Annotated in this window: 25 protein-coding genes; 18 read left to right on the top strand and 7 right to left on the bottom strand. The window is 75.0% G+C overall.

All coding sequences use genetic code 11. The annotated features are described in order from the left end of the window. Positions 1 to 7: 7 nt before the first annotated feature. The gene (locus ACIP4P_RS05690) at positions 8 to 640 is read left to right on the top strand and encodes an RNA polymerase sigma factor (protein ID WP_400915108.1); all 633 of its coding nucleotides are present in this window, start codon (positions 8 to 10) and stop codon (positions 638 to 640) included. Next, positions 637 to 1,389 (top strand): hypothetical protein, encoded by a 753-nt coding sequence (locus ACIP4P_RS05685; protein ID WP_400915107.1) that lies wholly within the window; start codon positions 637 to 639, stop codon positions 1,387 to 1,389. Before ACIP4P_RS05690 ends, ACIP4P_RS05685 begins: the two co-directional genes overlap by 4 nt. 30 nt (positions 1,390 to 1,419) lie before the next feature. Here the strand turns inward: ACIP4P_RS05685 and ACIP4P_RS05680 are convergent, their stop codons facing one another. The 5 genes from ACIP4P_RS05680 to ACIP4P_RS05660 form a co-directional block, all read right to left on the bottom strand. Beyond that, positions 1,420 to 3,237, bottom strand: coding sequence for a condensation domain-containing protein (locus tag ACIP4P_RS05680; RefSeq protein ID WP_400915106.1), 1,818 nt, complete (start codon positions 3,235 to 3,237; stop codon positions 1,420 to 1,422). Positions 3,238 to 3,354: 117 nt separating this feature from the next. Further along, a complete protein-coding gene (locus ACIP4P_RS05675; protein WP_400915105.1) occupies positions 3,355 to 4,032 on the bottom strand; it encodes a 4'-phosphopantetheinyl transferase family protein in 678 nt (225 codons plus the stop codon). Further along, positions 4,029 to 4,856 carry a hypothetical protein gene (locus ACIP4P_RS05670; protein ID WP_400915104.1) on the bottom strand — a complete coding sequence of 276 codons (828 nt, stop codon included), beginning with the start codon at positions 4,854 to 4,856 and terminating at the stop codon, positions 4,029 to 4,031. Before ACIP4P_RS05670 ends, ACIP4P_RS05675 begins: the two co-directional genes overlap by 4 nt. A 4-nt stretch (positions 4,857 to 4,860) precedes the next feature. Beyond that, positions 4,861 to 5,151, bottom strand: coding sequence for a phosphopantetheine-binding protein (locus tag ACIP4P_RS05665; protein WP_350517663.1), 291 nt, complete (start codon positions 5,149 to 5,151; stop codon positions 4,861 to 4,863). Positions 5,152 to 5,315: 164 nt separating this feature from the next. Further along, positions 5,316 to 6,248: a 3-oxoacyl-[acyl-carrier-protein] synthase III C-terminal domain-containing protein gene (locus tag ACIP4P_RS05660; protein WP_350517662.1), complete on the bottom strand. Its 933-nt coding sequence runs from the start codon at positions 6,246 to 6,248 to the stop codon at positions 5,316 to 5,318. 214 nt (positions 6,249 to 6,462) lie between these two features. Between ACIP4P_RS05660 and ACIP4P_RS05655 the strand changes: the two genes are divergently transcribed. The 4 genes from ACIP4P_RS05655 to ACIP4P_RS05640 all read left to right on the top strand — a co-directional run bounded on the left by ACIP4P_RS05655 (position 6,463) and on the right by ACIP4P_RS05640 (position 9,875). After that, complete coding sequence (locus ACIP4P_RS05655; RefSeq protein WP_400915103.1) at positions 6,463 to 6,762, top strand: hypothetical protein; 300 nt, start codon at positions 6,463 to 6,465, stop codon at positions 6,760 to 6,762. Next, positions 6,759 to 7,907, top strand: a complete 1,149-nt coding sequence (locus ACIP4P_RS05650; protein WP_400915102.1) for a glycosyltransferase — start codon at positions 6,759 to 6,761, stop codon at positions 7,905 to 7,907. Before ACIP4P_RS05655 ends, ACIP4P_RS05650 begins: the two co-directional genes overlap by 4 nt. A gap of 208 nt (positions 7,908 to 8,115) precedes the next feature. Continuing rightward, positions 8,116 to 9,090 (top strand): ATP-binding cassette domain-containing protein, encoded by a 975-nt coding sequence (locus ACIP4P_RS05645; RefSeq protein WP_400915101.1) that lies wholly within the window; start codon positions 8,116 to 8,118, stop codon positions 9,088 to 9,090. Positions 9,091 to 9,110: 20 nt separating this feature from the next. After that, positions 9,111 to 9,875 (top strand): ABC transporter permease, encoded by a 765-nt coding sequence (locus tag ACIP4P_RS05640; RefSeq protein WP_400915100.1) that lies wholly within the window; start codon positions 9,111 to 9,113, stop codon positions 9,873 to 9,875. A gap of 125 nt (positions 9,876 to 10,000) precedes the next feature. Here ACIP4P_RS05640 and ACIP4P_RS05635 read toward each other — a convergent pair whose 3' ends face one another. Next, positions 10,001 to 10,936 carry an alpha/beta hydrolase gene (locus ACIP4P_RS05635; protein ID WP_400915098.1) on the bottom strand — a complete coding sequence of 312 codons (936 nt, stop codon included), beginning with the start codon at positions 10,934 to 10,936 and terminating at the stop codon, positions 10,001 to 10,003. Between the two features lie 89 nt (positions 10,937 to 11,025). Further along, positions 11,026 to 11,802, bottom strand: a complete 777-nt coding sequence (locus ACIP4P_RS05630) for a methyltransferase domain-containing protein (protein ID WP_400915096.1) — start codon at positions 11,800 to 11,802, stop codon at positions 11,026 to 11,028. A gap of 409 nt (positions 11,803 to 12,211) precedes the next feature. Between ACIP4P_RS05630 and ACIP4P_RS05625 the strand changes: the two genes are divergently transcribed. The 12 genes from ACIP4P_RS05625 to ACIP4P_RS05570 all read left to right on the top strand — a co-directional run bounded on the left by ACIP4P_RS05625 (position 12,212) and on the right by ACIP4P_RS05570 (position 24,063). Next, positions 12,212 to 13,663 carry a class I adenylate-forming enzyme family protein gene (locus ACIP4P_RS05625; RefSeq protein ID WP_400915095.1) on the top strand — a complete coding sequence of 484 codons (1,452 nt, stop codon included), beginning with the start codon at positions 12,212 to 12,214 and terminating at the stop codon, positions 13,661 to 13,663. A 72-nt stretch (positions 13,664 to 13,735) separates the two neighbouring features. Beyond that, positions 13,736 to 14,011 (top strand): acyl carrier protein, encoded by a 276-nt coding sequence (locus ACIP4P_RS05620; protein ID WP_188304079.1) that lies wholly within the window; start codon positions 13,736 to 13,738, stop codon positions 14,009 to 14,011. Then, on the top strand, positions 14,008 to 14,310 hold the full coding sequence (locus ACIP4P_RS05615; RefSeq protein WP_400915092.1) for an acyl carrier protein: 303 nt from the start codon (positions 14,008 to 14,010) through the stop codon (positions 14,308 to 14,310). Before ACIP4P_RS05620 ends, ACIP4P_RS05615 begins: the two co-directional genes overlap by 4 nt. Before the next feature lie 41 nt (positions 14,311 to 14,351). Then, entirely contained in the window at positions 14,352 to 15,455 is a 1,104-nt protein-coding gene (locus ACIP4P_RS05610) for a beta-ketoacyl synthase N-terminal-like domain-containing protein (protein WP_400915090.1), read from the top strand. Positions 15,456 to 15,471: 16 nt separating this feature from the next. Then, the gene (locus ACIP4P_RS05605; protein ID WP_400915089.1) at positions 15,472 to 15,993 is read left to right on the top strand and encodes a hypothetical protein; all 522 of its coding nucleotides are present in this window, start codon (positions 15,472 to 15,474) and stop codon (positions 15,991 to 15,993) included. 192 nt (positions 15,994 to 16,185) lie between these two features. Then, positions 16,186 to 17,826, top strand: a complete 1,641-nt coding sequence (locus ACIP4P_RS05600) for a class I adenylate-forming enzyme family protein (RefSeq protein WP_400915088.1) — start codon at positions 16,186 to 16,188, stop codon at positions 17,824 to 17,826. Further along, the gene (locus tag ACIP4P_RS05595; RefSeq protein WP_400915086.1) at positions 17,823 to 19,175 is read left to right on the top strand and encodes a beta-ketoacyl-[acyl-carrier-protein] synthase family protein; all 1,353 of its coding nucleotides are present in this window, start codon (positions 17,823 to 17,825) and stop codon (positions 19,173 to 19,175) included. Before ACIP4P_RS05600 ends, ACIP4P_RS05595 begins: the two co-directional genes overlap by 4 nt. A 101-nt stretch (positions 19,176 to 19,276) precedes the next feature. After that, positions 19,277 to 20,287, top strand: a complete 1,011-nt coding sequence (hppD, locus tag ACIP4P_RS05590) for a 4-hydroxyphenylpyruvate dioxygenase (RefSeq protein WP_400915085.1) — start codon at positions 19,277 to 19,279, stop codon at positions 20,285 to 20,287. Between the two features lie 25 nt (positions 20,288 to 20,312). Continuing rightward, on the top strand, positions 20,313 to 21,227 hold the full coding sequence (locus ACIP4P_RS05585) for a phytanoyl-CoA dioxygenase family protein (protein WP_400915084.1): 915 nt from the start codon (positions 20,313 to 20,315) through the stop codon (positions 21,225 to 21,227). Then, complete coding sequence (locus tag ACIP4P_RS05580) at positions 21,224 to 22,288, top strand: thiamine pyrophosphate-dependent dehydrogenase E1 component subunit alpha (protein ID WP_400915083.1); 1,065 nt, start codon at positions 21,224 to 21,226, stop codon at positions 22,286 to 22,288. Before ACIP4P_RS05585 ends, ACIP4P_RS05580 begins: the two co-directional genes overlap by 4 nt. Beyond that, positions 22,285 to 23,253 carry an alpha-ketoacid dehydrogenase subunit beta gene (locus ACIP4P_RS05575; protein ID WP_400915080.1) on the top strand — a complete coding sequence of 323 codons (969 nt, stop codon included), beginning with the start codon at positions 22,285 to 22,287 and terminating at the stop codon, positions 23,251 to 23,253. The genes ACIP4P_RS05580 and ACIP4P_RS05575 overlap by 4 nt, the downstream gene beginning before the upstream one ends. Before the next feature lie 21 nt (positions 23,254 to 23,274). After that, entirely contained in the window at positions 23,275 to 24,063 is a 789-nt protein-coding gene (locus ACIP4P_RS05570; RefSeq protein WP_400915077.1) for a DUF3050 domain-containing protein, read from the top strand. Positions 24,064 to 24,084: the final 21 nt, after the last annotated feature.

Here is a 24,084-nt window from a genome sequence, read left to right as displayed (position 1 = left end):
AGGCTCGATGACGATCGACAGGGGTTCCCCCGCGCGCGGGTACCGCGGTGGGACGGCGGTGGCGTACGCCGGGACGGCCGGAGCCGAGCGGACGGCGGTGATGGACCCGGGCCAACGCCTGGACCTCACCTACGCCGCGTTCTGCGAGACCCATGAACCCGCTTGGCACGCCCTCGCGTTGACCCGGATAGGCAGCCAGGCGGACGCCGCACTGGTGGTCGAGGCGGTCAAGGCCGATCTGGCCCGCTGCTGGCCGCAGGTGCTGCGGTTCGAGGAACCGGCCGCCTACGCCTGGCGGTTGGCGAACCGGCACGTCGGGGACTGGGTGTCGGCCGAGGAGCCGGTCGAGGTGGAGGCGGTCACCTTCGCCGCCGTGATCGGGGCCTTCAAGCAGGTCGCCGACGGGCTGCTGCACAGCGAGGCGGACGAGGTGCGGCTGTACGCGGCGATCCTCGAACTCCCGGACCGGCAGCGGGACGTGGTGATCCTGCGCTATCTGCTGGGTCTGCACGCCAAGGTGATCGCGGCCTACCTGGGCCGGCCGGTGGCCACGGTGCACTCCAACCTCCGGCACGCCCGGGAGCGGTTGGCGCGCCGGCTCGGGGTGGGTGAACTGCCGGACCGGGGAGGCGAATCGTGACCACCGAACGGGAGCTCGAACCGCTCGACGGGGCGCGCACGACCGGCGGGGGGCGCGCGGCGCTCCACGTGCCCCGACCCGAACGCGTCCACGCCGAACGGATCGCGGCCCTGCGACAGGCCCGGCTCACCGCCGCCCCGGCCCACCTGCCCACCGAACACGAGCAGGCCGCCTTCGAACTGGGCCTGGTGGTCGCCCTGGTGCTGGGTGCCCCGTGCGCCTCCCGAGGGCTCGACCTGCTGGTCAACGCGCGCCGGATCCAGCCCGAGGGGGCGGAGGTGTTCGGCGCGCTGCTGTACGCGACCGGCAAGGAGGAGGGCGCCGAGTTCTGGTGGCGCTTCGCGGCCGGCTCGGGCAGCGGCACGGCCGCGTACTGCCTCCACCTGCACCACCTGAAGCTCGGCGAGACCGACGACGCCGACTACTGGCGGGCCTGGTCCGAACAGCTGTCGGCGGCCGAACGGCCGCCCGTGCCACGGACGTTGCGGATGCGGCGACCACTGCTGCCGGAGGACGTGCGACGGGACATCCTCTCCCGGGTGCACCACGGGCTGGCACCGCAGCTGCCCCCCGCGCTGGTCGCGGTGATCGACCGGCTGCCGCTCCAGGGCGGGGACGAGGAGGAGGAGGTGCCGAACCCGTGGGGGCTCACCTCCGGGGCCACCTCGGCGTGTTCATGGGAGCCGGCGTCGGCCCACGACGACGAGGACGGGGAGGACGGGGAGGACGGGACGGACCCGTGGGGGTGAGGGAGGTCCGGCCGCCCCGCGGTCGCACGTTCAGGTGAGCGCGGCGAGCCGGGCGACCGTCTCCGGGTCGCGGCCGCTGCCCGCGCCCAGCCGCTCGCCGTCCGGGCCCCGGTAGTGGATCCGGTAGTGCTGCGGCGCCATCGCGGTGTCCCGGCCGGGCAGCGCGGCGACCACCGCACGGTGCACGTCGGCGGGCGTGAGGTGGGGGTCGGCGGTGGTCAGGTCGGCGGTCAACCTGCCGTCCTCGACGGCGACTCGGTGACCGGCGGTGGGGTCCAGCGCCGGGTCCAGCACCGCTTCGAGGGCGGCGTCCAGCAGGGCGCGGACGGCCGCCAGGTCGATCCGGGAGCCGTCGACCACCTGCCACTCACCGTCCTCGTACTCCTCACCGTCGTTCGGCCGCTCCCCGCCGAGTCGGGACCGGCTCAGCGGGCCGGGCGCCTCGGGCAGCTCGGCGAGCGGCACGGGCCCGTCGGCGGCGGCCGCCAGGAGGGCGAGCAGCGCGCGGGCGAAGCCCTCGGTCTCCCCCGCGTCGAGCACCTGGGGGCAGGCGACCAGGGCGAAGTCCAGACTCCCGGCGATCCGCAGGATGGTGAACATCAGCCGTACCGGCAGCGGCGGGGCGGGCAGCGGGGTGAGTTCGGGGTCGGCGGCCGGGGCGGGCTGGGCATCGGCGACGGCGGCCGGGATGGTGAGGCTGAGGTCGTTGACGACCACCTGGCGGGCGAAGCGGGTGCCGCGTACGTGGGCGGCGTCGTCCACCAGCTGCCAGACCTGCTCGGCGTCCAGCACGCTGTGCCAATAGGCGCTCAGCGAAGCGGACTTGGCGCGGCCGATCAGCTGGTCGAGGTCGGCTGCGTCGGTGTCGAGCAGGATCAGGGCGTCCTGGGCGAGGGTGCCGACGTGGTCCAGCAGCGCGGCGCGCTGGCGGTTGGCGGAGAGCGCCGAGACGGCCAGCTCGGTACGGCCGGCCCGGTACGCGACCAGGGCGGAGAAGGAGGCGAGCAGCACGACGGAGGGGCTGGCGCCGGTGCGACGGCAGACCGCGGCGAGGTCGGCGGCCGCCGTGCGGGAGCGGACCAGCAGGGCGCCGGGCCCGCGCGGCGGGCCGGTGATCCGGGAGTCGGCGAACACGACCTGCGGGCCGGCGGCCAGGATCCGGGCCCAGTGCCGCAGCGCGCCGGCGGCCCGACGGCGGCCCTGCGGGCTCTGCTCGGCGGCGGCGATCTGGATCGGGGTCGGTGCGGTGACCGGCGGGAGGTCCTTCCCGGCGGCGAGGGCGTACCAGTCCTGGATCAGCAGCGCGGTGGCGGCACCGTCGGCGCCGGCGTGGCAGACCACGGCGATCAGCCGGCGCAGCTGCTGCCCCTCGGCCAGCAGCGTGAAACGGATCCGGGGGACGACGGTCAGCTCCACCGGGACGGCGACGTCGGCCTGCCCCGACTCGGCGGCCAGGGCGTCGAGTTCCCGATCGTCCAGGCCGCCCGTCTCGATGACGGTGACCGCGAACCGGCCCTCGCCGTGCACCACTTGGCTCTCCGGGAAGGCGTCCGGGCCGAAGCCGGGCGGGAAGGAGGTGCGCAGCGACTCGTGCCGCTCGACCAGCAGGCGCAGGGCGTTCAGGCCGGCGGCGAGCGTGGTGCCGGGCGGGACGGGCCAGACCGACTCCTTGTTGATCTGCTCGGGGGCGTCCCGCCGGATGCACCGGATCATGTTGTCCTGGCCGCGGGTGAGCGGGCCCGAGCCGCCGCTGGTGGCGGTGAAGCGGAGGGTGATCCGCCGACTGCTCCGGGGCGGGGCGGACGGACCCGCCTCGGGCGGTACGGCATCGGCGTTGTGGGCAGTCACGTCGTACGTGCCTTTCGGCTCACCGGGGCGGTCTCAGTGGAGAGGTCTCAGCGGGAGGGGGTGCGGCCGGACGCCACCGGCGGCCGCCGGTGATCGCCCCTGTCGTCTGATACATCGTCAACTCTGGTTCCATACAAGCATCTTCACTTGAACGGGGCGAACTTCGAGGACGGCCACGGCGGCCCGGTACGGCCCGGGGACGGGCACGTCCGCCAGGCCCACCGGGCCGGTGCCGAGCGGGCCCGGATCGGCGAGCAGCAGCGGGGACGGCCCCGCCACCGACACCCCGAACGCCTGGGTCAGCCGTCCGCCGTAGGCCTTCACGCAGGCCTCCCGGCGACACCACAACTCGGTGAATCGGGCGGCCCGTTCGGCGGGATCGGCGGCCTCCGCGACATGGCGCGCCTCCTCGAAGGGGAACCAGCGGGCGGCCATCCGCTCGGCCAGCCGGGGCTCGCGCAGCGGCTCCACGTCGACGCCGACCGCCCGGCCCTCGGTGAGGGCCAGCAGCGCCCACGACTGCGCGGCCGACCAGTTCACCCGCAGGCCGCCCGCCCCGGCCGGCTCCGGCTTGCCGTGCGGACCGTGCCGCCAGACCACCTCGGCCGGGCGGCAGCCCAGCCGGGCGGCGACCAGCTCGCGGACCGCGCCGCGCACCACCGTGAACCGGCTGCGCCGTGGTTCCTCCGCCCGCTCGGCACGGGCCCGCTCCTCGGCGTCCAGCGTCTCCCGCAGCCGGGCGACCGCGTCGGCCGGCTGATCGGCGGCGATCAGCCACAGGTCCAGGCCGGTCACGGCTGGGTCAAGGTGCTCAGCACCCCGAGCCGACGGTCCGCCCCGGTGACCCGCAGCGGCCGTCGCTCCACCCGCCCCCCGGGCAGCTGCTCGGCGAGCCGTGCCCACAGACCGGTGAACGGCTGCGCGAGCGACCCGCCGTGGTCGTCGGCGGTCGAGTCCAGGATCACGGCCCCGGGCCCCGGTTCCGCCGCCCGGTCCGGCACCTGCGACTCCGGCCGGTCGGGGTCGCGCCACTGGTGCACCACCAGCCCGGGGCCCGGCGCCTCCTCGCAGACCAGCACCACCGCGGCGTGCCGCTGCGGCATCGCCACCGGTTCGGGTGGCTCGTAGTGCAGTGCGGTCTGCTCGGCGAGCACCACCACCGCCCGGCGGCAGGCGCCGGCCCGCTGGTACTCGGCGGCCAGCCGCAGCGCGGTGAAGGCCGCCGCGGTGCCCTGGTCGCAGACCGCGAAGGCCAGCGGCTCGCCGGGGACGGACCGGCTGAGCGCGAGCGAGGACGGTGCGCCGGGGCGCACGTCCGGGGTGTCGAAGGCGAGGATCAGCAGGTCCACCGGCTCGTCCTCGGCCAGCGCCTCGCCCAGCAGCCCGGCGGCCAGCTCCTCGTAGGAGTGTCCGACGCCCTCGCGCAGCAGGTCCTCGCGCAGCGACAGGCCGTACGGGCGGACCAGGTCGGAGACGAAGACCCGCAGGTCGGGGTCGAGCGAGGTCTCCGAGCGGCCGTCGGAGCAGCGGGCCAGGACCCGGGCGATCCGCAGGCCGGCCGGACCGGGGGTACCGGGCGAACCGGGAGCGCCGACGTGCCCGGGGGAACCGGCGGGCACCCGGTCAGTCCTCGGCGATGAGGTGCCCGGCGACGTAGTCGGCCAGCTTGGTGACCGAGCGCAGGTCGTCCTCGGTGATCTGCTCGACGTCCACCTGGATGTCGAGCGACTCCTCCAGTTCCAGGATGAGCTCGATGGTGCCGGCCGAGGTCAGGCCGAGGTCGTCGAACAGGCAGGCGTCCGCGGGGATCTCGGGCAGCTCGCGCTTGAGCACGCGCGGCAGGAGTTCGCCGATGCCGTGCAGGATGCGCTCGCGCAGCTCGGGGTCAGTGGTCTGGACCACGGGTTCTGGCATGGGTGTCCCGTCCCGTCGTGCGTGGAAGTGTGCGAAGTGAACGAACTGCGAAGTGAATGACGTGCGCGGTGGCCGGAGTGCGAAGTGTGCTCTGGGATGACTACGGGGGAAGTGCGCTCCGGGGTTCGAGCGCTCGGGGCGACGGACGCGGCACCGACGGTACGTCAGTACTGCATCACCATCGCGGAGAAGGTCGCGCCGACGCCGGCGGCGGCGATCAGGTAGTGATCGCCGGGACGGATCAGCCCCCGCGTGGTGGCGGTGTGAAGATTGATGAGGCCGTCCGCAGCGAAACTGTGCCCGACCGACAGCACGTTGTCCAGCACCACCTTGTCGAGCGGATAGCCGATCCGGCGCGCCGTCATCCGCCAGGAGGCCTGGTTGACGTTGTGCGGAAGCACCGCGGCCAGCTCGGAGAGGTCCAGACCGGCCTGGTGGAGCGCCGCCTCGATCGCCTCCACCATCACGTTCGGATACTCGCGCTGGTAGCGGGCGAGCAGCTCCGCGTCCTCGGCCAGCCGGCCGTCGAACTCCGGGCGCTGGCGCACCGCGAAGGAGCGCACCCGGTGCCGCGGGCCGTCCGCGCTGACCAGGCAGGCGGCGGCACCCTCGGCGAAGATGCCGGTCTCGGGCACCAGCTGGGCGTCCTTGGTGAAGGTCTTCTCCCCGGCCAGCACCAGCGCGAGCGCCCGCGGGTCGGGGTCGGCGGCGAGCAGGCGGCCCGCCAGGTCGATGGCCAACAGGCCCACCGCGCAGGCGTGGTGGGTCACGGTGAAGGCGTTCGCGTGCGCCAGGCCGCGCGCGGCGAGCACCTCGTGCAGGGGGTTGAGCGGGTAGGGCACGGCCACCGGCATGCTGCGGGCGTGGATCACGAAACGGACGTGTTCCTCGCGTCCGCGCAGTTCCGGCAGGTTGTCCAGGGTGGCGTGGAGCAGGTCGGGCAGCGTCCCGGTCGGATCCAGTCGTAGCTGGTCCAGGCCGTGGAAGCGGCGGAAGAGACGGAGTTGACGTGGGGTCAGGCCGATGCGCTCGCCCACCGCCTCGATGGGCACGGCGTGTGGGGGGAGGTGAACGGCCACTGCCTCCAGTGCGGTCACGCGGGCTAGTATTCCGACGCCCGCCTGGTCGCACAAGTGATCTCGGGCCCTTCTCCTGCGCGCCGCCCCGGGCCCGCCGCCACCGTCGCCTTCGCACCCCGGGCCGCCGCGCACCCACTCCGCACCGTCGACCGGACGGGAGAACCCCTTGTCGGACCGTGAATCGCCGGCCTTTGAACCGCAGACCTTTGAACCCCCCGACCCCGGAGGCCCGTTGAACCGGGCACTGACCGCGCTGCTGGCCGAGGTGGCCGGTGCGCCGCCCGGCTGGGAGCAACGGCTGACCCCGGACGACCGGCTGGACGGCGACCTGCTGCTGGACGAGTCCGAGCTCGCCGAGCTCGCCGTCCGACTGTCCGAACGCTTCGGCCCGGCCGTCGACCTGGCCGGGCTGCGGGCCGGCCTGGACCTGGCCGGGCTGGAGGCGCTGACCGTCGCCGACGTCCAGGCCCTGCTTCCCGGACTTCCCGAGCTTCCCGAGCTTCCCGAACCTTCCGAGGAGGATCGCCGATGACCCGGTTCCTGCTGGTGATGCCGCCGCTCACCGGACACGTCAACCCGGCCGCGGGCATCGCCGCCGAGCTCACCGCGCGCGGCCACGACGTCGCCTGGACCGGCACGGAGTCGGTGCTGCGGCCGCTGCTCGGCCCGGACGCGCGGGTGCTCGGCACCGGCACCAGGGCGTTCCGCGCGCAGGGCGGGCACGGCCTGGCCGCGCTGCGCTCGCTCTGGGAGGGCTTCATCGTCCCGTACGCGCGGTTCACCGCGAAGCCGCTGGACACCGTCGTGCGCGAGTGGCGGCCGGACGTGCTGCTGGTCGACCAGCACACCCCGGCGGGCGCGCTGGTCGCGCACCGGCACGGACTGCCGTGGGCGGGCTTCGCGCCCGGGGCGATGGAACTGGGCCGCCCGTACCGGGCGTTGCCGCAGGTCGAGGCATGGATGACCGGGCTGTTGCGCGGGCTCTGGGAACGGGCCCGGCTCCCCGCCGAGGAGTACCTGGACCCGCGCTTCTCCCCCGCCCTGCTGCTGGCCACCACCGGGCCGGCGCTGACCGGCGGCACCCCGCCGGCGCACCACGCGCTGGTCGGTCCGGTGCTCTCGCCCCGGCCGCACGACCCGGACTTCCCCTGGCACCGGCTGCTGCCGGGACGCCGGCGGGTCCTGGTCACCATGGGCACGCTGGCCGACGGGCTGGGCGCGGACTTCCTGGCCCGGACGGTCCGGGCGCTGGAGCTGTGCGGCCCGCAGCTGCAGCCGGTGTTCGCGGCGCCGCGCGCGCTGCTGCCCGAACTGCCCCCGCACGCCGTGGTGGTGGACCGGGCGCCGGTGCTGGAGCTGCTGGCGCGCGGCGAGTTGGACGCGGTGCTCTGCCACGGCGGGATGAACACCGTGGGCGAGGCGCTGGCGCACGGGGTGCCGCTGGTGACCGCGCCGATCCGGCACGACCAGCCGTTCGTCGCCGCGCAGCTGGCGGCGGCCGGGGCGGGCCTGCGGGTGCCGTTCGCCCGGGTGACGCCCGAGCGGCTGGCGGCGGCGCTGACCGCCGTGGTGGAGTCAACGGGCCACCGGGCCCGGGCGGTTCAGCTCGGCCGGGAGCTGCTGGCGGGCGGCGGGGCGCGCACCGCGGCGGACCGGCTGGAGGCGCTGGCCCGATGACCGCCGGCCCGTCGGCCCGGCCGGGACACTGACTCGCCGGCCCGCCGACCGTCCCTTAGCAGATCGACCGAGCGCACGTCCATTGGTCTAGGCCATTGCCTCCGGGCCTGGTCCGCCCTAGGGTGTCGCAGCAGCACCGCCTTCGCAGGTGCCGAGCCCGCCCTGTCTCCGGGTGCCGTGGCAGCCCATCCCCGTACGGGAGTTCCGGTTGATCGAGACCACGGGACTGCGCAAGTCCTACCGCAAGAAGACCTCCCGCCGGAGCGGCGGGGACGCCGGTGTCGACGCCGTCCGCGGCATCGACCTGTCCGTCGACGCCGGGGAGATCTACGGCTTCCTCGGCCCCAACGGGGCCGGGAAGACCACCACCCTGCGCATGCTGGCGACCCTGATCCGCCCGGACGGCGGCCGGGCCGTCATCGCCGGGGCCGACCTGTTCCAGGACCCGGCCGGGGTCCGCCGCCGGATCGGCTACGTCGCCCAGGGCGGCGGCACCACCGACCAGGTCAGCGCCCGCGAGGAACTGGTCCTCCAGGCCCGGCTGTACGGCGCCGGCAAGGCGGCGGCCGGCCAGGACGCCGCCGACGCGCTCAAGGCCTTCGACCTGGCCGAGTTCGGCGACCGGCCGTGCGCCACCTACTCCGGCGGCCAGCGCCGCCGGGTGGACATCGCCCTCGGAGTGATCCACCGCCCGCAGGTGCTGTTCCTGGACGAGCCCACGGTCGGGCTGGACCCGGCCAGCCGGGCGTACGTCTGGGAGGAGATCCGCCGGCTGCGCACCGAGGGCATGACGGTGGTCGTCACCACCCACTACCTGGACGAGGCCGACGCGCTCTGCGACCGGGTCGCCATCGTCGACCACGGCCAGGTGGTGGCCGAGGGCACGCCCGAGGCGCTCAAGCGCGAGATCTCCGGCGACGTCGTGCTGCTCGGGCTCGTCCCGGGCGAGTCCGTCGCCGAACGTGCCGCCGAGGTGCTGCGCCCCGAACCGTACCTGCACCGGCTGGAGCCGAACGGTGAGGAGGGCCTGCGGCTGTACCTGGAGGACGGCGCGGCCGCCATCCCCCGGCTGCTGCGCGCCCTGGACGCGGCGGGCGTCACGCCCGGCACCGTCCAGCTCCAACGGCCCAGCCTGGACGACGTGTTCCTGGCCCGCACCGGCCGCTCGCTGCAGCAGTCCTGACCGACCTCCTTGGGGATACCGTGAAGCTCGCCCGTGACACCTGGCTGGTCTTCCAGCGCCAGCTGCTGCTCATGATCCGCACCCCGATCTGGATCGCCGTCGGCGTCATCCAGCCGCTGTTCTACCTCCTCCTGTTCGCCCCGCTGCTGCGGAAGGTGCTCGCCCCCGAGGGTGCGCTCAGCTACGCCGACGCCTACCAGGTGTACGTACCGGGCCTGTTGGCGGTGCTGTGCATCTTCGGCGGACTGTTCACCGGATTCAGCCTGCTCGGCGAGCTGAAGGCCGGGATCATCGAGCGCGCCCGGGTCACCCCGGTCAGCCGGCTGGCACTGCTGCTGGGGCGCGCGCTGCGGGAGATGGTGGCGCTGCTGGTGCAGGCCGTGCTGATCACCCTGATCGCGCTGCCGTTCGGCCTGCGGGTCAACCCGCTGAACCTGCTGCTGGCCTACCTGCTGCTGGGCCTGCTGGCGCTGATGACCTCGGCGATCTCCTTCGGCATCGCGCTGATGGTGCCCACCGACGCGGCGATGTCCCCGGTGGTGAACACCATCGCCCAGCCGATCGCGCTGCTCTCCGGGGTCCTGCTGCCGCTCACCCTGGCGCCGGACTGGCTGCGGCAGCTGGCCAGGTGGAACCCCTTCTACTGGGCGGTGGAGGGCATGCGCGCGCTGTTCTCCGGGCACACCGGGGCCGCGGTGGTCTGGCAGGGGATGCTGGTGGTCGTGCTGATGACCGCGCTGGCGGTGTACTGGTCGGCCCGGCTGTTCTCGACCCGGGTGCGATAGCGGGTGCGGTAGCAGTAGCGCCCGACGGCAGGGGCCCGGCTCGTGACGACGAGCCGGGCCCCTGTGCTGCCTTTGCCGATTCCCCTCAGCAGGGTTGGGGGAAGGTCATCGCGCCCGGCGGAAGCTCACCACAGCGCCTCCCGCAGCCGGGCGGCGGCGTGGGCCTGGGCCTCGCCGGCGGCGTCCAGGGTGCCGGTCATCGCGAAGAAGCCGTGCGGGACGCCGGGGTAGCGGCGCAGGTCGACCGGCACGCCGGCCGCGCGCAGCGCCTCGGCGTACTGTTCACCCTCGTCCCGCAGCGGGTCGTACTCGGCGGTGAGGACGGTCGCGGGCGGCAGGCCGGAGAGGTCGGCGGCGCGCAGCGGGGAGGCGTACGGGTCCGCGCCGTCGGCCGGGTCGGCCAGGTAGTGGCCCCAGTACCAGGCGACCGAGCGGCGGTTGAACCACAGCGGGTCGTCGTGCTCGCGCAGCGACGGGGTGTCCGCGCCGTGGTCGGTGTTGGGGTAGACCAGCAGCTGGTGGCGCAGGGCGGGGCCGCCCTCGGTGCGCAGCAGCAGGGTCAGGGCCGCGCCGAGGTTGCCGCCGGCGCTGTCGCCGCCGACCGCGATCCGGGTCGGGTCGATGCCGAACTCCTCCGCGCGGGCGACGAGTTGGTCGAGCGCGGCGCGGCAGTCGTGCAGCGCGGCGGGGAAGGGGTGTTCGGGGGCGAGCCGGTAGCCGACGGCGGCGGTGACGCAGCCGACGGCGTTGGTGAGGCGGCGGCAGAGCGCGTCGCCGGTGTCGATCGAGCCGAGGGTCCAGCCGCCGCCGAACAGGTAGAGCAGGGCGGGCAGTGGGCGGCCGGGCGGTTCGGGCCGGTACAGCCGCAGGGTGAGGTCCCCGGCGGGGCCGGGGATGCGGTGCTCCTCGACGGCGGCGACCGGTTCGGGGGTGCCGGCCGCGGCGCGGATGTCGTCGAGGTCGGCGGCGCGGGCCTCGGCCAGGGTGAGGGTGTAGAGCGGCGGCGCGCCGCTGCGCGCGCGGTGGGCGCGCAGGGCCTCGGCCTGGGGGTGCAGGGGCATGGGCGGTGGTCCGTTCGAGGGCTCGGCGGGGGTGCGACGGGGCTTCGGCGGGGGGCTTCGGCGGCGCCTCGGGCAGTGCCGGACGGGCTTCAGCGGTCGGCCTCGACGTAGACGGTCTCGTCGGTGCGGAAGGCCGTGTCGAGGTCGGCGACGTCCGGGCGGAGGCCCTGGCGGTAGGCGCAGTGCCGGATCTGCTCGGCGGTGAACCCGGCCAGGGTGAGGACGTGCCGCAGCTCGTCCAGGTCGTAGATCCACTGGTGGCCGTAGTACCGGAAGATCTGGTTGACCAGGAAGGCCGGCCGGGCGGGCATCGGCGGGCCGAAGCCGAGGGTGGTGAGCCGGCGGCGGTGCTTGGCCAGGAAGCCGTCACCGGTGGCGTAGCCGACCAGGTAGCGGGCCAGGTCGGGGGTGGTGAGGCGGAGCACGCCGCCGGGGCGCAGGATCCGGCGGGCCTCGCGCAGCCAGCCGACCGCGACGGGCAGGGTGACGTGCTCGATCAGGTGCTCGGCGTAGACCCAGTCGACGCTGGCGTCGGCGAAGGGCAGCGGGCGGGCGATGTCCAGCTGGGTGAACCAGCGGTCGCCGTCGACCCGGTAGAGGGTGCCGGGTTCGGTGGCCGCGTCCGGGCCGCGCAGGGTGGCCAGGTCGGTACCGAGGCCCTCCGGGTGGGCGGTCCGGAAGGCTGCGAACTCGATTCCGGTGATGCCGAGTTGGCGCAGCCCGGCGTGATCGTGCGGCAGGTCGCCGGGGCGGGCTTCGAGCGCGTCGCAGGTCGCGACCTGGGCGCTGAACGCGTCCAGACGGGTCTCCAGTCCCTCCGGGTCGTCCCAGTTCCAGCCGGGGAAGCGGTCGTTCGGTTCGGTCATCGGTGCTCCTACTCGGGGAACGTGGGGTGGTCGGCGCGCGGTTCAGCGGAACGGACCGGCCGGGCGCGCGGGCGCGGTGCATGGTGCCCGAACACCGGCCGGTTCGCTGCCGGGGTGCGTTCCGCGCCGCGGCCGACTTCACCGAAGTCCCGGATTTCCGGGGGGAGTCGGTCGCGCGCCACAGGTTCGTTCCCGGTCGACGTGGGTGCGCCCACGGGCAGCCTTCCGCCCCGGGCGGCCACGCGCGGGCCAGTCCTGGTTCGGCAGCGTAGGAGCAACGACCACATTGGTATAGACCTTGATTTGACCAAACGTCTGTGCCATGGTCTGGCAACGGAATTGACCGTATTGGCTGTGAGTGACGCCCATTGCGTCCATGTCAAATCCCCTCACTTGTTGTGGAGCCGCGTTGACCGGCTTTTCCCGCTTTTCACTTCCGCTTTCCGCACCGCCGCACGCCGACGCCCCGGAGCACTGGGTCGACCGGTCGCTGCTGGCCGGTCCGGGCGGCGAGGAGTGCCTGCACTTCGGCACACCGCTCGACCGGGACGCCCTGCGCGCCCTGGTCGAGGAACAGTCCGTCCAGCTGGCAGCTGCCGGGCTCGGCCCGGGCGGTACCGCGGCGCTGCGACTGCCGCCCTCGGTGGCGTTCGTCGCCGTGCTGCTGGCCTGCTGGCGGCTCGGCGCCCAAGTCGCCCTGCTCGACCACCGGTTGACCGACCACGAGGTGGACGCGGCGGTGGCCCGACTGGCTCCGCAGGTGCTGGTAGGCTCCGCCCACCGGCCCGCTGCGGCGCTGCGCGGCTTCTCCGAGGTCGAGCCGGTGGCCGTCCCGCTGACGGACGGCCGACCGGCCCGCACCGGGCACGCGCTGATCCAGCTCAGCTCCGGCTCCACCGGACCGGCCAAGGTCATCGCCCGCACCGCCGGCGACCTGCTGCGCGAACTCGACTGCTACCGCAGACTGCCGGAGTTCCCCGGCGAGGGCGAGCGGGTCGTGCTGCTGTCCTCGGTGGTGCACGTGCTCGGACTGGTCGGCGGGCTGCTCAACGGCCTGCACGCCCGGGCCGCGCTCACCGTCCCGGAACGGATGACCGCCGCCGGGATCCTCGCCGCGGTCGGCACGAGCACGCTGCCGACCACCCTCGTCGGAGTGCCCTTCCACGCCGAACTGCTGGCGGGGACGGTCGCTCCCCCACCGCTGCCGCACCTGCGCCGGATGATCGTGGCCGGCGAACTCGTCCGCCCGGGCCTGCCCGCACTGTTCACCGAACGGTACGGCGTCCCGCTCGGCACCATGTACGGCATGACCGAGACCGGGGTCATCGCCACCGACCTCGACGGCACCCTGCACCCGGCCAAGCGCCCCGTCCACGGCATGCGGATGCGGCTGGTCGCGGGCGAGCTGCAGCTCGGCGCGGCGGCCTCGCCGTACCCGGGGCTGGACGATCCGAGCCGCTGGGCGGACGGCTGGCTGCACACCCGGGACGCCGCCGCCCTGGACCCGGGGACCGGGCTGGTCACCGTGCTCGGCCGGCTCGACTCCCAGGTCTCGATCGGCGGACTGAAGGTCGACCTCACCGAGGTCGAGCAGACCCTCGGCGCGCTGCCCGAGGTCCGCGAGGCCGTGGTGGTCTTCGACGGCGAGGCCGTCGAGGCCTACCTGGCCGTCCAGCCCGGGGCCGAACCCGCCCTGGTCCAGGCCGGGTTGGCCCGCCGACTGGCCGCCTACAAGCGGCCGCGCCGGCTGGTCGTGCTGCCCGCCCTCCCCCGCACCGCCACCGGAAAGCTGCTGCGCGACCCGGCCGCCCTGCGCGCCACCGCAGCGGCCACGGCGGCCGCCGCGACCACGGTGCGCTGACCGGGCGCACCGCCGGCCGACCGCGCCACCCGCCCGACACCCGCCCGACACCCCGACAAGGAGCCCACCACCATGCAGGACCGCATCCGCGCCTTCGTCCTGGCCGCCCTCACCGAGATGCAGTACGACGTCTCCGAGGTCACCGGGGACACCGACCTCGGCCCGGCCGGGCTGGACCTCGAATCGCTCGCCCTGGCCGAGCTCTCGGTGCAGGTCGAGGACGAGTTCGGGATCAAGTTCGACCTGGACGAGATGGAGACCACCGCGATGATGACGCTGGACGAGTTCACCGCCGACGTCGTCAAGCGGATCGACGCCCTCCCCGCGACCGCCGGCAGCGCGGCGTGACCGACCCGGCCCGCCCCACCGAGCACCCGACGGACACCCGCACGGACCCGGCCGACGGCCTGCCCGACCGGGCCGCGGTGCTGACCATGCTGGCGGCGTTCGGGCAGCGCGCCGCCGACACCGTGCCCGAGGACCTCGGCTCGCTCGAACTCACCTGGCTGATCGCCGAGTTCGAGCAGCGCTACGGCCTCCAGCTGGACCTGGACGACGACCGCTTCGGCGCCGTACGGACCGTCGACGAGGCGACCGAACTGCTGCGCGCGGCGGTACTCGCCGACCGCGCCGGGGCCCGGCCGTGACCGGCGCCGGACCTCCCGCCGGACGGCACACCGTCGCAGCGGTGGTCACCGGCGTCGGCGTGCTCAGCGCCGCCGGACGCGGGCTCCCCGCACTGACCGAGGCCGCCGCCCACGGCAAGGCCGCGTTCGGCGAGGTGACCCGCTTCGACGTCAGCGGCCGCCGCACCACCCGGGCCGCCCTGCTGCCCGAGGGCGTGCCGCTGGCCAGCACCTTCCCGCTCGCCCGGGCCGTGCTCGACGCGATCGGCCAGGCCTGCCGCCAGGCCGGGCTGACCGCCGCCGAGGGCGCCGCGATGCCCGTCCTGCTCGCCCTGCACAGCGACGAGCGCACCCGGGCCACCGCCGCCGCGGTGGCCGCCGGGGTCCGCGCGGACCGGGGTGCGCCGGGCGTCACCCGGGTGTACACCGGGGCCTGCGTGGCGGCCGCGACCGCCGTCGCCGACGCGGCCGCCCTGGTCGCCGCCGGCCGCCACGAGCGGGTCCTGGTCGCGGCCGGCCACCTGGTCGAACCCGGGGTGTTCGCCGTCTTCGACGCCGGACGCGCCCTGGCCCGGGACGGCGAACTGCGCCCGTTCAGCGCCGGCCGCACCGGCACCCTGCTCGGCGACGCGGCCGTCGCCGTCCTGGTCGAGTCGGCCCCGGCCGCCGCCGGCCGCGCCGCGCCCGCGCTCGCCCGGCTGGCCGGCTGGGGCCGGACCGGGGACGCCCACCACGTGTGCCGTCCGGAGCCGGAGGGCACCGGGGTGACCCGGGCGATCGAGGCCGCACTCGACCGCGCGGGCCTCGCCCCCGCCGAGGTCGACTACGTCAACGCCAACGGCACCGGCTCCACCCTGGCCGACCACGCCGAAGCCACCGCCCTGCACCGGGTGTTCGGCCCGCACGCCGCCCGACTCCCGGTCAGCTCCAGCAAGTCCGTGCACGGCCACGCCCTGGAGGCCTCCGCCCTGCTCGAACTCGCCGTCACCATCGGCGCGTTGGACACCGGACTGCTCCCGGTCAACGCCGGCTGGCTCGGCCCCGACCCGGCCGTCGAGCTGGACCTCGTGCTGGACGGCCCGCACACCGCCCGCCCACGCCACGCGCTCAGCCTCAACTCCGCCTTCGGCGGCGCCAACACCGCCCTGCTCCTGGCCGCCGCCTGACCCGGACACCCACACCATGACCACCCCTGCCACCACCGCCCTGCGCGTCCTCGCCGAGGCCCGCCGCCCCGGCCCGGACCTCCCCGGCCCCCCGCCCCCGCTGCCCGGCTTCGCCCCCGACGGCCTGGGCCCACTGATCGCCGACACCGCCGACCACTGCCTGCACGCCCACCACGGCCCGCCACCCGCCCCCGGACGGACCGCCCTGCTGCTCGCCAGCGCGAGCGGCGACCGCGCCACCGCCCGGGCCATCGACCGCAGCGCCGACCCCGGCCGGCGCCCGGCCCCGCTGCTGTTCTTCCAGTCCAACCCCAACGCCGTCCTCGGGCACATCGCCGCCCGCTGGGGCCTGACCGGCCCCGTCGTGGCGATCAGCCCGACCGAGGCCGTACCCGGCACGGTCCCCGAGGACGCGTACGAGCTGGCCGCGCTGCTGCTCGCCGACGGCGACGCCGACCGCGTCCTGGTCATCGCCGCCGAGCAGACCGCCGACGGCGACCACGCGGTGGCGGTGCTGCTCACCCACCCGGCCGACTGAACCGGCCCGGTACCCCTGTCCGTTGCCGTCCGCGAGGTCCGCCACCTGACGCAGCCGCACCCCGGCACACCAGCGCCCGGCCCTCCCCTCACCGTCACCGTCACCCCCGCCGCAGTCCGCACGCCGACCGCAGGTCTGCCGCCCCGTACAGCCGCCCGGGCCGCCCCGGCCCCGAGGGAGGGATCCACCCCCGTGACCATCCGCAGTCTCCGCACCCGACTCGCCGACGACCCCGACGTGGGCGCCGGCAATGTGCTGACCGCCCGGATCGCCCTCGGCCAGGGCCTGGACAAGCCCCTGCTCACCTTCGACACCCCGGTGGACCACCACCCCGCCTGGCAGCCGCTCACCCTGCGCCAGCTCGACCGCGCCGTCCGGGCCCGCGCCGCCGCCCTGCACGGCCTCGGCATCACCCGGCGCGACCCGGTCGTGGTCCACGCGGGCGACGCCGCCGAGCACGTGCTCGCCTTCCTCGCACTGACCCGGCTCGGCGCCGTCCCCGCCCTGCTCAACCCCAACCTGGACGCCGAGCGGGCCGCCCGCTACATCGCCCGGATCGGCGCGGCCGGGGTGCTCGCCGACCCCGCGCGGCTCGCGGCACTGGCCGAGCACGACCCGGGCGCGCCGCTGCTGCCCGAGATCTCCACCCTCGGCGCGGGCGACCCGGCGGCCGCCCCGGAGCCCTACCGGCACTGGTCCGACGACCCGGTGGCGATCACCCACTCCTCCGGCACCACCGGCATGCCGAAGGCCGTCGTCCACTCGCACGCGAGCCTGTACGCGGCGATCCGCCACCGGCTGCGCCTGCCCCGCCCCCAGGGCCAGGAGCGGATGCTCAGCGCGCTGCCCGCCCCGCACGCCGCGACCCTGATCGCGCTGAACCTCGCGCTCAGCTCGCACACCGAACTCGCCCTGCTCTCCGGCCAGTCCGGCGCCGGCGTGCTGGACGCGGTCGAGCAGTGGCACCCCACCGGGGTGATCGGCTTCGCCGCCACCTGGGCCGACCTCGCCCACCACGACCTCGCCGCCCGGGACCTCGCCTCCGTCGCGCTCTGGTGGAACACCGGCGACTGCGCCCACGAGGTGCACATCCGCCGACTGATCGCCACCGGCAGCCGGGAGACCGTCACCCGGGCCGGCCGCACCCGGGTGCCCGGCTCGCTGTTCGTGGACGGCCTCGGCTCCACCGAGATGGGCCACTCGCACTTCTTCATCACCCACGGACCCGGCACCGAACGCTACGGGCGCTGCGTCGGCCGCCCGCACGCCTTCGTGGACTGCGAGGTGGTCGGCCCGGACGGCGAGCCGCTCGGCCCCGGCGAGGTCGGCGAACTCGCCACCGCCTCACCGACCCTGGCCCTCGGCTACTGGAACGACTCGGCCACCACCTTCCGCACCCGGCTGCGCGGCCGCTTCCTCACCGGGGACCTGATGTACCGGGACGAGGAGGGCTATTACTATCACGTCGACCGGGCCGTGGACTCGGTCGAACTCGCCGAGGGCAAGCGGCTGTTCACCGCGATGTCGGAGGAACGGGTGCTGGCCGCCCGATCCGACGTGCTGGACTGCACGGTGGTCGCGGTCCGGGACGGCGAGCAGGTGGTCACCGACGTGCTGCTGCTCCTCACCGAGGGCGCCGAGGCGGCCGAGCGGGGCGACGGTCCGGACGCCGAGCGCGCGAAGGCCGTGGTCGCCGCCCTGGACGAGGCCACCGCCGCCACCGTCCGGCGGGTCCTGGTGGTCACCGGGGACGACATCCCGCTCGGTCCGACCGGCAAGGTCCGCAAGGTGCTGCTGCGGCAACGCCACCTGGCGGCGGTGAGCACCCGATGACCGCCCGCCCCGACCGCCACGCCGCCGGCCCAGCGGCCCGCGAGGCCGCCGTCATCACCGGCATCGGCCTGGTCTCGCCGCTCGGCCGCAAGACCGCCGAGGTCTTCGAGGCACTGGCCGCCGGCCGCTCCGGCCTGCGCGCCGTGCCCGAGGGGCACCCCGCGCACGGCTGGCTGCCCGCCGCCGGGATCGCCCCCGCGGTGGACGGCCGCGAGGTGCTGCCGCCGACCGAGACCCGCTGCGTGGACCGCTTCGTGCTGCTCGCGCTGGCCGCCGCCGACGACGCCCTCGCCGACGCCGCGTTGACCGTCGGCCGGGACGCCGACCCGCACCGCACCGCCGTGGTGCTGGCCACCGGGGGCGGCGGCCTGGAGACCTTCGAGCAGCAGTCGCACCGGCGGCTGGAACGTGGCCGCCCCGGCGTCAGCCCGTACCTGCTGCCGGGCATGCTCTCCAACATGGCCGCCGCCCGGATCGCCATCAAGTACGGGATCCGCGGCTACAGTTCGGCCGTGGTGACGGCCTGCGCGGCCGGCGCCCAGGCGATCGCGGAGGGGCTGCGGCTGATCCGCGCGGGCGACGCGGACGTGGTGGTGTGCGGCGGCACCGAGTCCTCACTGCACCCGACCATCGCCGCCGCCTTCACCAACGCCCGTGCCCTGGCCCAGGGTTGGGACGACCCGGAGCAGTCCAGCCGACCCTTCGACGCCCGCCGCAACGGCTTCGTGCTGGGCGAGGGCAGCGCCGTGCTCGTCCTGGAACGGGCCGGACACGCCGCCGCACGCGGCGCCACCGGGTACGCGGACGTGCTCGGCTGGGGCGCCTCCACCGACGCCCACCACCCGACCATGCCCCGCCCGGACGGCACCGGCGCCGCCGACGCGATGCGGATGGCGCTCGCCAACGCGGGCCTGGCACCGGGCGACATCGACTACGTGAACGCCCACGGCACCGGCACCAAGCTCGGCGACGTGGCCGAGACCGCCGCCCTGCACGCCGTGTTCGGCGCGCACCCGCCGGCGGTCAGCTCCACCAAGGGCGCCACCGGCCATCTGCTGGGCGCCGCAGGCGCGTTGGAGGCCGCGGTGACGGCGCTGGCGGTGGCGCGGGGGACGCTGCCGCCGACGCTCAACCTGACCGACCCCGATCCGGCCTGCGACCTGGACCACGTCCGGGGCGCCGCCCGGTCCGCCCCGGTGCGCGCCGCGCTGAGCAACGCCTTCGCCTTCGGCGGCCACAACCTGAGCCTGATCCTCGGTCCGACCTCCGTCCGCACGACGGACCACTCCGTCCAGGCGGCGGACCACTCCGTCCAGGCGGCGGACCACTCCGTCCGGACGGCCGGCTAGGACGCGTCCGGGCCACCGCGATCGGCGGACCCCGCCACCGGGCAGCGCCGCCCGGTGACGCGCCGATCCCCGAACGACCATCCCTCCGGGGGGAGAACCCGTTGTCCATCCAGACCATCGCCCGCGTCGAGTTCCACTGCGCGGACGCCGACAAGACCGCAGCCGGGCTGTGCGCCGACTACGACTTCACCGCCGGGCCGCCGACCGCCGCCGCGGACGGCACCCGCTCCATCGACCTGCACCAGGGCTCGATCCGGCTGCGGCTGACCTCCGCCGCCGACCCCGGCCACCCGGTGGCCGCCTACGTCGCCCGGCACGGGGACGGCATCGCCGTCCTCGCCCTCGGCTGCGCCGACCCGCAGGCCGCGCTGGAGCGGGCCGAGCGGCACGGCGCCCGGGTGCTGGACCGGGCCGCCCGGCTGGTCGCGGGCTTCGGCGACACCGCCCTGCGGTTCACCCCACTGGAACCGGCCGAGCCCACCGGACCCACCGAATCCGCCGAGCCCACCGGGCCGGGCCTGTTGGAGGCCCTCGACCACGTCGCGATCTGCCTGCCCGGCGGCGAACTCGCCGCCGCCGTACGGTTCTGCGAGGCCGCCCTCGGCCTCCACGCGATCTTCGAGGAGTCCCTGGAGGTCGGCGAGCAGGCCATGGACTCCACCGTGGTGCAGAGCGCCTCCGGTCTGGTCACCTTCACCCTGATCGAACCGGACACCGCCCGCCGCCCCGGCCAGATCGACGAGTTCCTGGCCGCCCACGGCGGCGCCGGGGTGCAGCACCTGGCCTTCAGCACCCATGACATCGCCACCGCCGTCCGGACCGTCCGCGCGCGCGGCGTGGAGTTCCTGACCACCCCCGGCGCCTACTTCGACGCCCTCACCGAGCGGCTGGGCCGGACGGCCATCCCGGTGGAGACCCTGCGCGACCTGCACGTCCTGGTCGACCAGGACCACGGCGGCCAGCTGTTCCAGATCTTCGCCCGCTCCACCCACCCCCGCCGCACCTCCTTCCTGGAGCTGATCGAGCGCCAGGGCGCCGGCACGTTCGGCACCGCGAACATCAAGGCGCTGTACGAGGCGGTCGAACGCCAGACCTCCGCCACCGCCGGCTGACCGCCCCCGAAGGGAAGCACCACCGATGACCACCGCCACCGAGTTCCGCCTCACCGACGCCGAACGCGCCCTGCTGCCCACCCCGGAGGAGGTGGCGCACTACCGCGAGCACGGCTGGTACCTGTCCCGCAAGCTGTTCGGCGAGGAGGAGCTGGACACCCTCCAGGCCGCCACCGAGCTCTACTACGCCGGCCACCGCGACCGCGAACTGTCCGTCCGCCCGCCCCGGTTGGCCGACTGGCAGCCCGCGCACGGCCCGGTCCAGCGGCACAACGACTACGTCCACCACCAGAGCGACGCCATCGGCGCGGTCCTCGGCAAGCCGCTGATCGGCGCGGTGGCCGCGCTGCTGGCCGGGGCCGAGGAGATCCGGATCTTCCAGTCCACCCTGATCTACAAGCCGCCGGTGCCCGGGGAGCCCAGCAACCGGGTGCCCTGGCACTTCGACAAGCACTACTGGCAGACCTCGACCTCCGAGGCGATGCTCACCGCCTTCATCCCCTTCCACGACTGCGGCGAGGAGAACGGGACCATCACCATGGTGGACGGCAGCCACCGCTGGCGCGAGCTGCCCTCCGGCGAGGACTCCACCCGGCACTTCGCCGACCGCGACAAGGCCGAGCTGGACGCCATCCTGGACGCCAACGCCGCCTTCAACGGGCAGCAGGTGCACAAGGTCCCGATGCTGATCCCGCGCGGCCACATGTCCTTCCACCACTGCCGCACCTACCACGGCAGCGGCCCCAACCTGGCGTCCCATCCGCGCCGGGCGGTCTCGCTGCACCTCCAGGACGGCGCCAACGAGTACCGCCGGCACGAGGGCCCGGACGGCAGCCCGGTGGTGTACAACCACGACGTGCTGGTGCGCCGCACCGCCGACGGCCGACCGGACTACGCCGACCCGGCCGTCTGCCCGACGATCTGGCGGGGAGCGCTGTGACCGCACCCCCGGCCGTCCCCGCCGTCGCGCCGCTGGCCTCGCCCGCCGAGCGCTACCGGATGCTGCGGCTGATCCGCGGCTTCGAGGAACTGGCGCTCGCCCTGGTGAAGGCCGGCGCGATCCCCGGCGGCATCCACCCCTACATCGGCCAGGAAGCCGTCGCAGTCGGCGTCTGCTCGGCGCTCGGCCCGGCCGACCGGCTGACCAGCACCCACCGCGGCCACGGCCACGTGCTCGCCCGGGGCGCCGCCCCGCACCGACTGCTCGCCGAACTCGCGGGCCGCGTCGACGGGTTGAACGGCGGCCGGGGCGGCTCGATGCACGCCGCCGACCTCTCGCTGGGCATCCTCGGCGCCAACGGCATCGTCGGCGCCGGCGCCCCGATCGCGGTCGGCGCCGCCTGGGCGCTCAAGCACCGGGCAGCGACCGACGGCGGGACGGCTGCGGAAAGCGGACCGGCGGTGGACGGCGAAGTCGCGGCGGACGGCGGAGTGGCGGTGGCCTTCTTCGGCGACGGCGCGCTCAACCAGGGCGTGCTGCTGGAGTCGCTCAACCTCGCGGCGATGTGGCGGCTGCCGGTGGTCTTCGTCTGCGAGAACAACGGCTACGCCACCACCCTGCCCGCCGCCACCGCCGTCGCCGGCAGCGCCAACGGCCGGGCCGCCGCCTTCGGCATCCCCGCCGAGCAGGTCGACGGCATGGACACCGAGGCGGTGCGCGCCGCCGCCGTGCGCGCGGTCGAGTGGGCCCGCTCGGGCGGCGGCCCGGGCTTCCTGGAGTGCCGCACCTACCGCTACGAGGGCCACCACACCATGGAACGCCGGATGAAACTGAGCTACCGTACCCCCGAGGAGGTCACCGCCTGGCGCGAGCGCGACCCGCTGCCCCGGGCCGCCGCCCTGCTGGACCCGGCGACGGTCGCCGGCCTGGACCGCTCGGTGGCCGAACAGCTCGCCGCCGCCGAGGAGTTCGCACTCGCCTCGGCCCACCCGGACCCGGCGGGCGCACTGGACCACCTGTACGCCGACGGACTGCGCCCCCGGGCGGGGGTGACGCCGTGACCAGGCTCTCGTACACCAAGGCACTCAACCGGGCGCTGGCCGACGAGCTCGCCGCGGACCCCACGGTCTGCGTGTTCGGCGAGGACATCGGCGCCGGCATGGCCGGCCCGACGCTCGGCCTGCTGGACCGCTTCGGACCCGAGCGGATCGTGGACACCCCGCTGTCCGAGCAGGCCTTCACCGCGATGGCGATGGGCGCCGCGCTGACCGGGCGGCGGCCGGTGCTGGAGTTCCAGATCCCCTCGCTGCTCTTCCTGGTCTTCGAGCAACTCGTCAACCAGGCCCACAAGTTCTCGCTGATGACCGGCGGCCAGGCGGGCGTCCCGCTGACCTGCCTGGTGCCCGGCTCGGGTTCCCGGGACGGCTGGGCCGGGCAGCACTCCGACCACCCGTACAGCCTGTTCGCACACGCCGGGGTGAAGACCGTGGTCCCCGCCACCCCGACCGACGCCTACGGGCTGCTGCGCTCGGCGATCCGCGACCCGGACCCGGTGGTGGTGTTCGCCCCGGCCGCCGCCCTGCCGGTGCGCGAGACGGTCACCTGGGAGCTCGCGCCCGTCCCGCTCGGGCGGGCCCGGATCCACCGCCCCGGCACCGACGTCACCGTGGTCGCCCTCGGGCACCTGGTGCACGACGCGCTGGCGGTCGCCGAGGAACTCGCGCCGGAGATCTCGGTCGAGGTCCTCGACCCGCGCAGCGTCCACCCCTTCGACTGGCCGGCGCTCGCCGAATCACTGGACCGCACCGGCCGGTTGGTCGTCGTCGACGACTCCAACCGCAGCTGCGGCTTCGGCGCGGAGGTGCTGGCCACCGCCGCCGAGGAGCTGCGCCTGATCGCCCCGCCGCGCCGGATCACCCGCCCGGACGGCGCCGTACTGCCCTTCGCCCCCGCCCTCGACCGTGCCGTCCAGCCCGGCCGTGAGCAGCTCCGCCAGGCGCTGCACGCCGTCATGAAGCACTCCTGACCCACACCCCCGAGGAGACCGATGTCCGGTAACCGTTACCACTGGGACCGTTCCCACCCCGGCCTCACCAGCCTCCAGCGGGCCATCGACCCGCTGCGCCGCGAGGTGGTCGGCCACACCGTCTACCGCGGGCTCGACAGCATCGAGCGGGTCCGCACCTTCCTGGGCAGCCACGTCTTCGCCGTCTGGGACTTCATGTCCCTGCTGAAGAGCCTGCAGCGCGACCTGACCTGCGTGGACGTCCCGTGGGTGCCGAACGGGCCGACCGCCAGCCGTCGGCTGATCAACGACATCGTGCTGGTCGAGGAGAGCGACGAGCTGGGCGAGGGCTACACCAGCCACTTCGAGCTGTACGTCGAGGGCATGCGCCAGGCCGGCGCCGACCCGCGCCCGGTGCAGGACTTCCTGGACCTGCTGGGCGCCCGCACCCCGGTGCCGGAGGCGCTCAAGGCGGCCGGGGTGCCGCAGGCCGCCGTCGACTTCACCGGCACCACCTGGTCGATCATCGAGAACGCGCCGGTGCACTGCCGGGCCGCCGCCTTCGCCTTCGGCCGCGAGGACCTGATCCCGGACATGTTCACCCAGGTCGTCGGCATCGACGACCCCGACGGCGTGCTCACCGTCTTCAAGGACTACCTGTCCCGCCACATCGAGGTGGACGGCGAGCAGCACACCCCGATGGCGATGCAGATGCTGATCGACCTGTGCGGCGACGACCAGGCCAAGTGGGACTCCTGCGCCGAGACCGTCCGCACCGCGCTGCTGGCCCGGGTCCAGCTGTGGACCGCGATCGAGCGCTCCTTCGGCTGACCCCCGGGTTCCCACCGTCCG

This window comes from Kitasatospora sp. NPDC089509 (genome assembly GCF_044749365.1).
Classification (GTDB): domain Bacteria; phylum Actinomycetota; class Actinomycetes; order Streptomycetales; family Streptomycetaceae; genus Kitasatospora.
This window is presented reverse-complemented; position numbering and strand designations above follow the sequence as displayed.

What these genes read in the sequence shown, in the direction of transcription:
- ACIP4P_RS05690 (WP_400915108.1), top strand. Translation starts at nt 8, where the DNA reads ATGACGATCGACAGGGGTTCCCCCGCGCGCGGGTACCGCGGTGGGACG.
- ACIP4P_RS05665 (WP_350517663.1), bottom strand. Translation starts at nt 5,151, where the DNA reads ATGCCAGAACCCGTGGTCCAGACCACTGACCCCGAGCTGCGCGAGCGC.
- ACIP4P_RS05650 (WP_400915102.1), top strand. Translation starts at nt 6,759, where the DNA reads ATGACCCGGTTCCTGCTGGTGATGCCGCCGCTCACCGGACACGTCAAC.
- ACIP4P_RS05635 (WP_400915098.1), bottom strand. Translation starts at nt 10,936, where the DNA reads ATGCCCCTGCACCCCCAGGCCGAGGCCCTGCGCGCCCACCGCGCGCGC.
- ACIP4P_RS05630 (WP_400915096.1), bottom strand. Translation starts at nt 11,802, where the DNA reads ATGACCGAACCGAACGACCGCTTCCCCGGCTGGAACTGGGACGACCCG.
- ACIP4P_RS05620 (WP_188304079.1), top strand. Translation starts at nt 13,736, where the DNA reads ATGCAGGACCGCATCCGCGCCTTCGTCCTGGCCGCCCTCACCGAGATG.
- ACIP4P_RS05605 (WP_400915089.1), top strand. Translation starts at nt 15,472, where the DNA reads ATGACCACCCCTGCCACCACCGCCCTGCGCGTCCTCGCCGAGGCCCGC.
- ACIP4P_RS05595 (WP_400915086.1), top strand. Translation starts at nt 17,823, where the DNA reads ATGACCGCCCGCCCCGACCGCCACGCCGCCGGCCCAGCGGCCCGCGAG.
- ACIP4P_RS05585 (WP_400915084.1), top strand. Translation starts at nt 20,313, where the DNA reads ATGACCACCGCCACCGAGTTCCGCCTCACCGACGCCGAACGCGCCCTG.
- ACIP4P_RS05570 (WP_400915077.1), top strand. Translation starts at nt 23,275, where the DNA reads ATGTCCGGTAACCGTTACCACTGGGACCGTTCCCACCCCGGCCTCACC.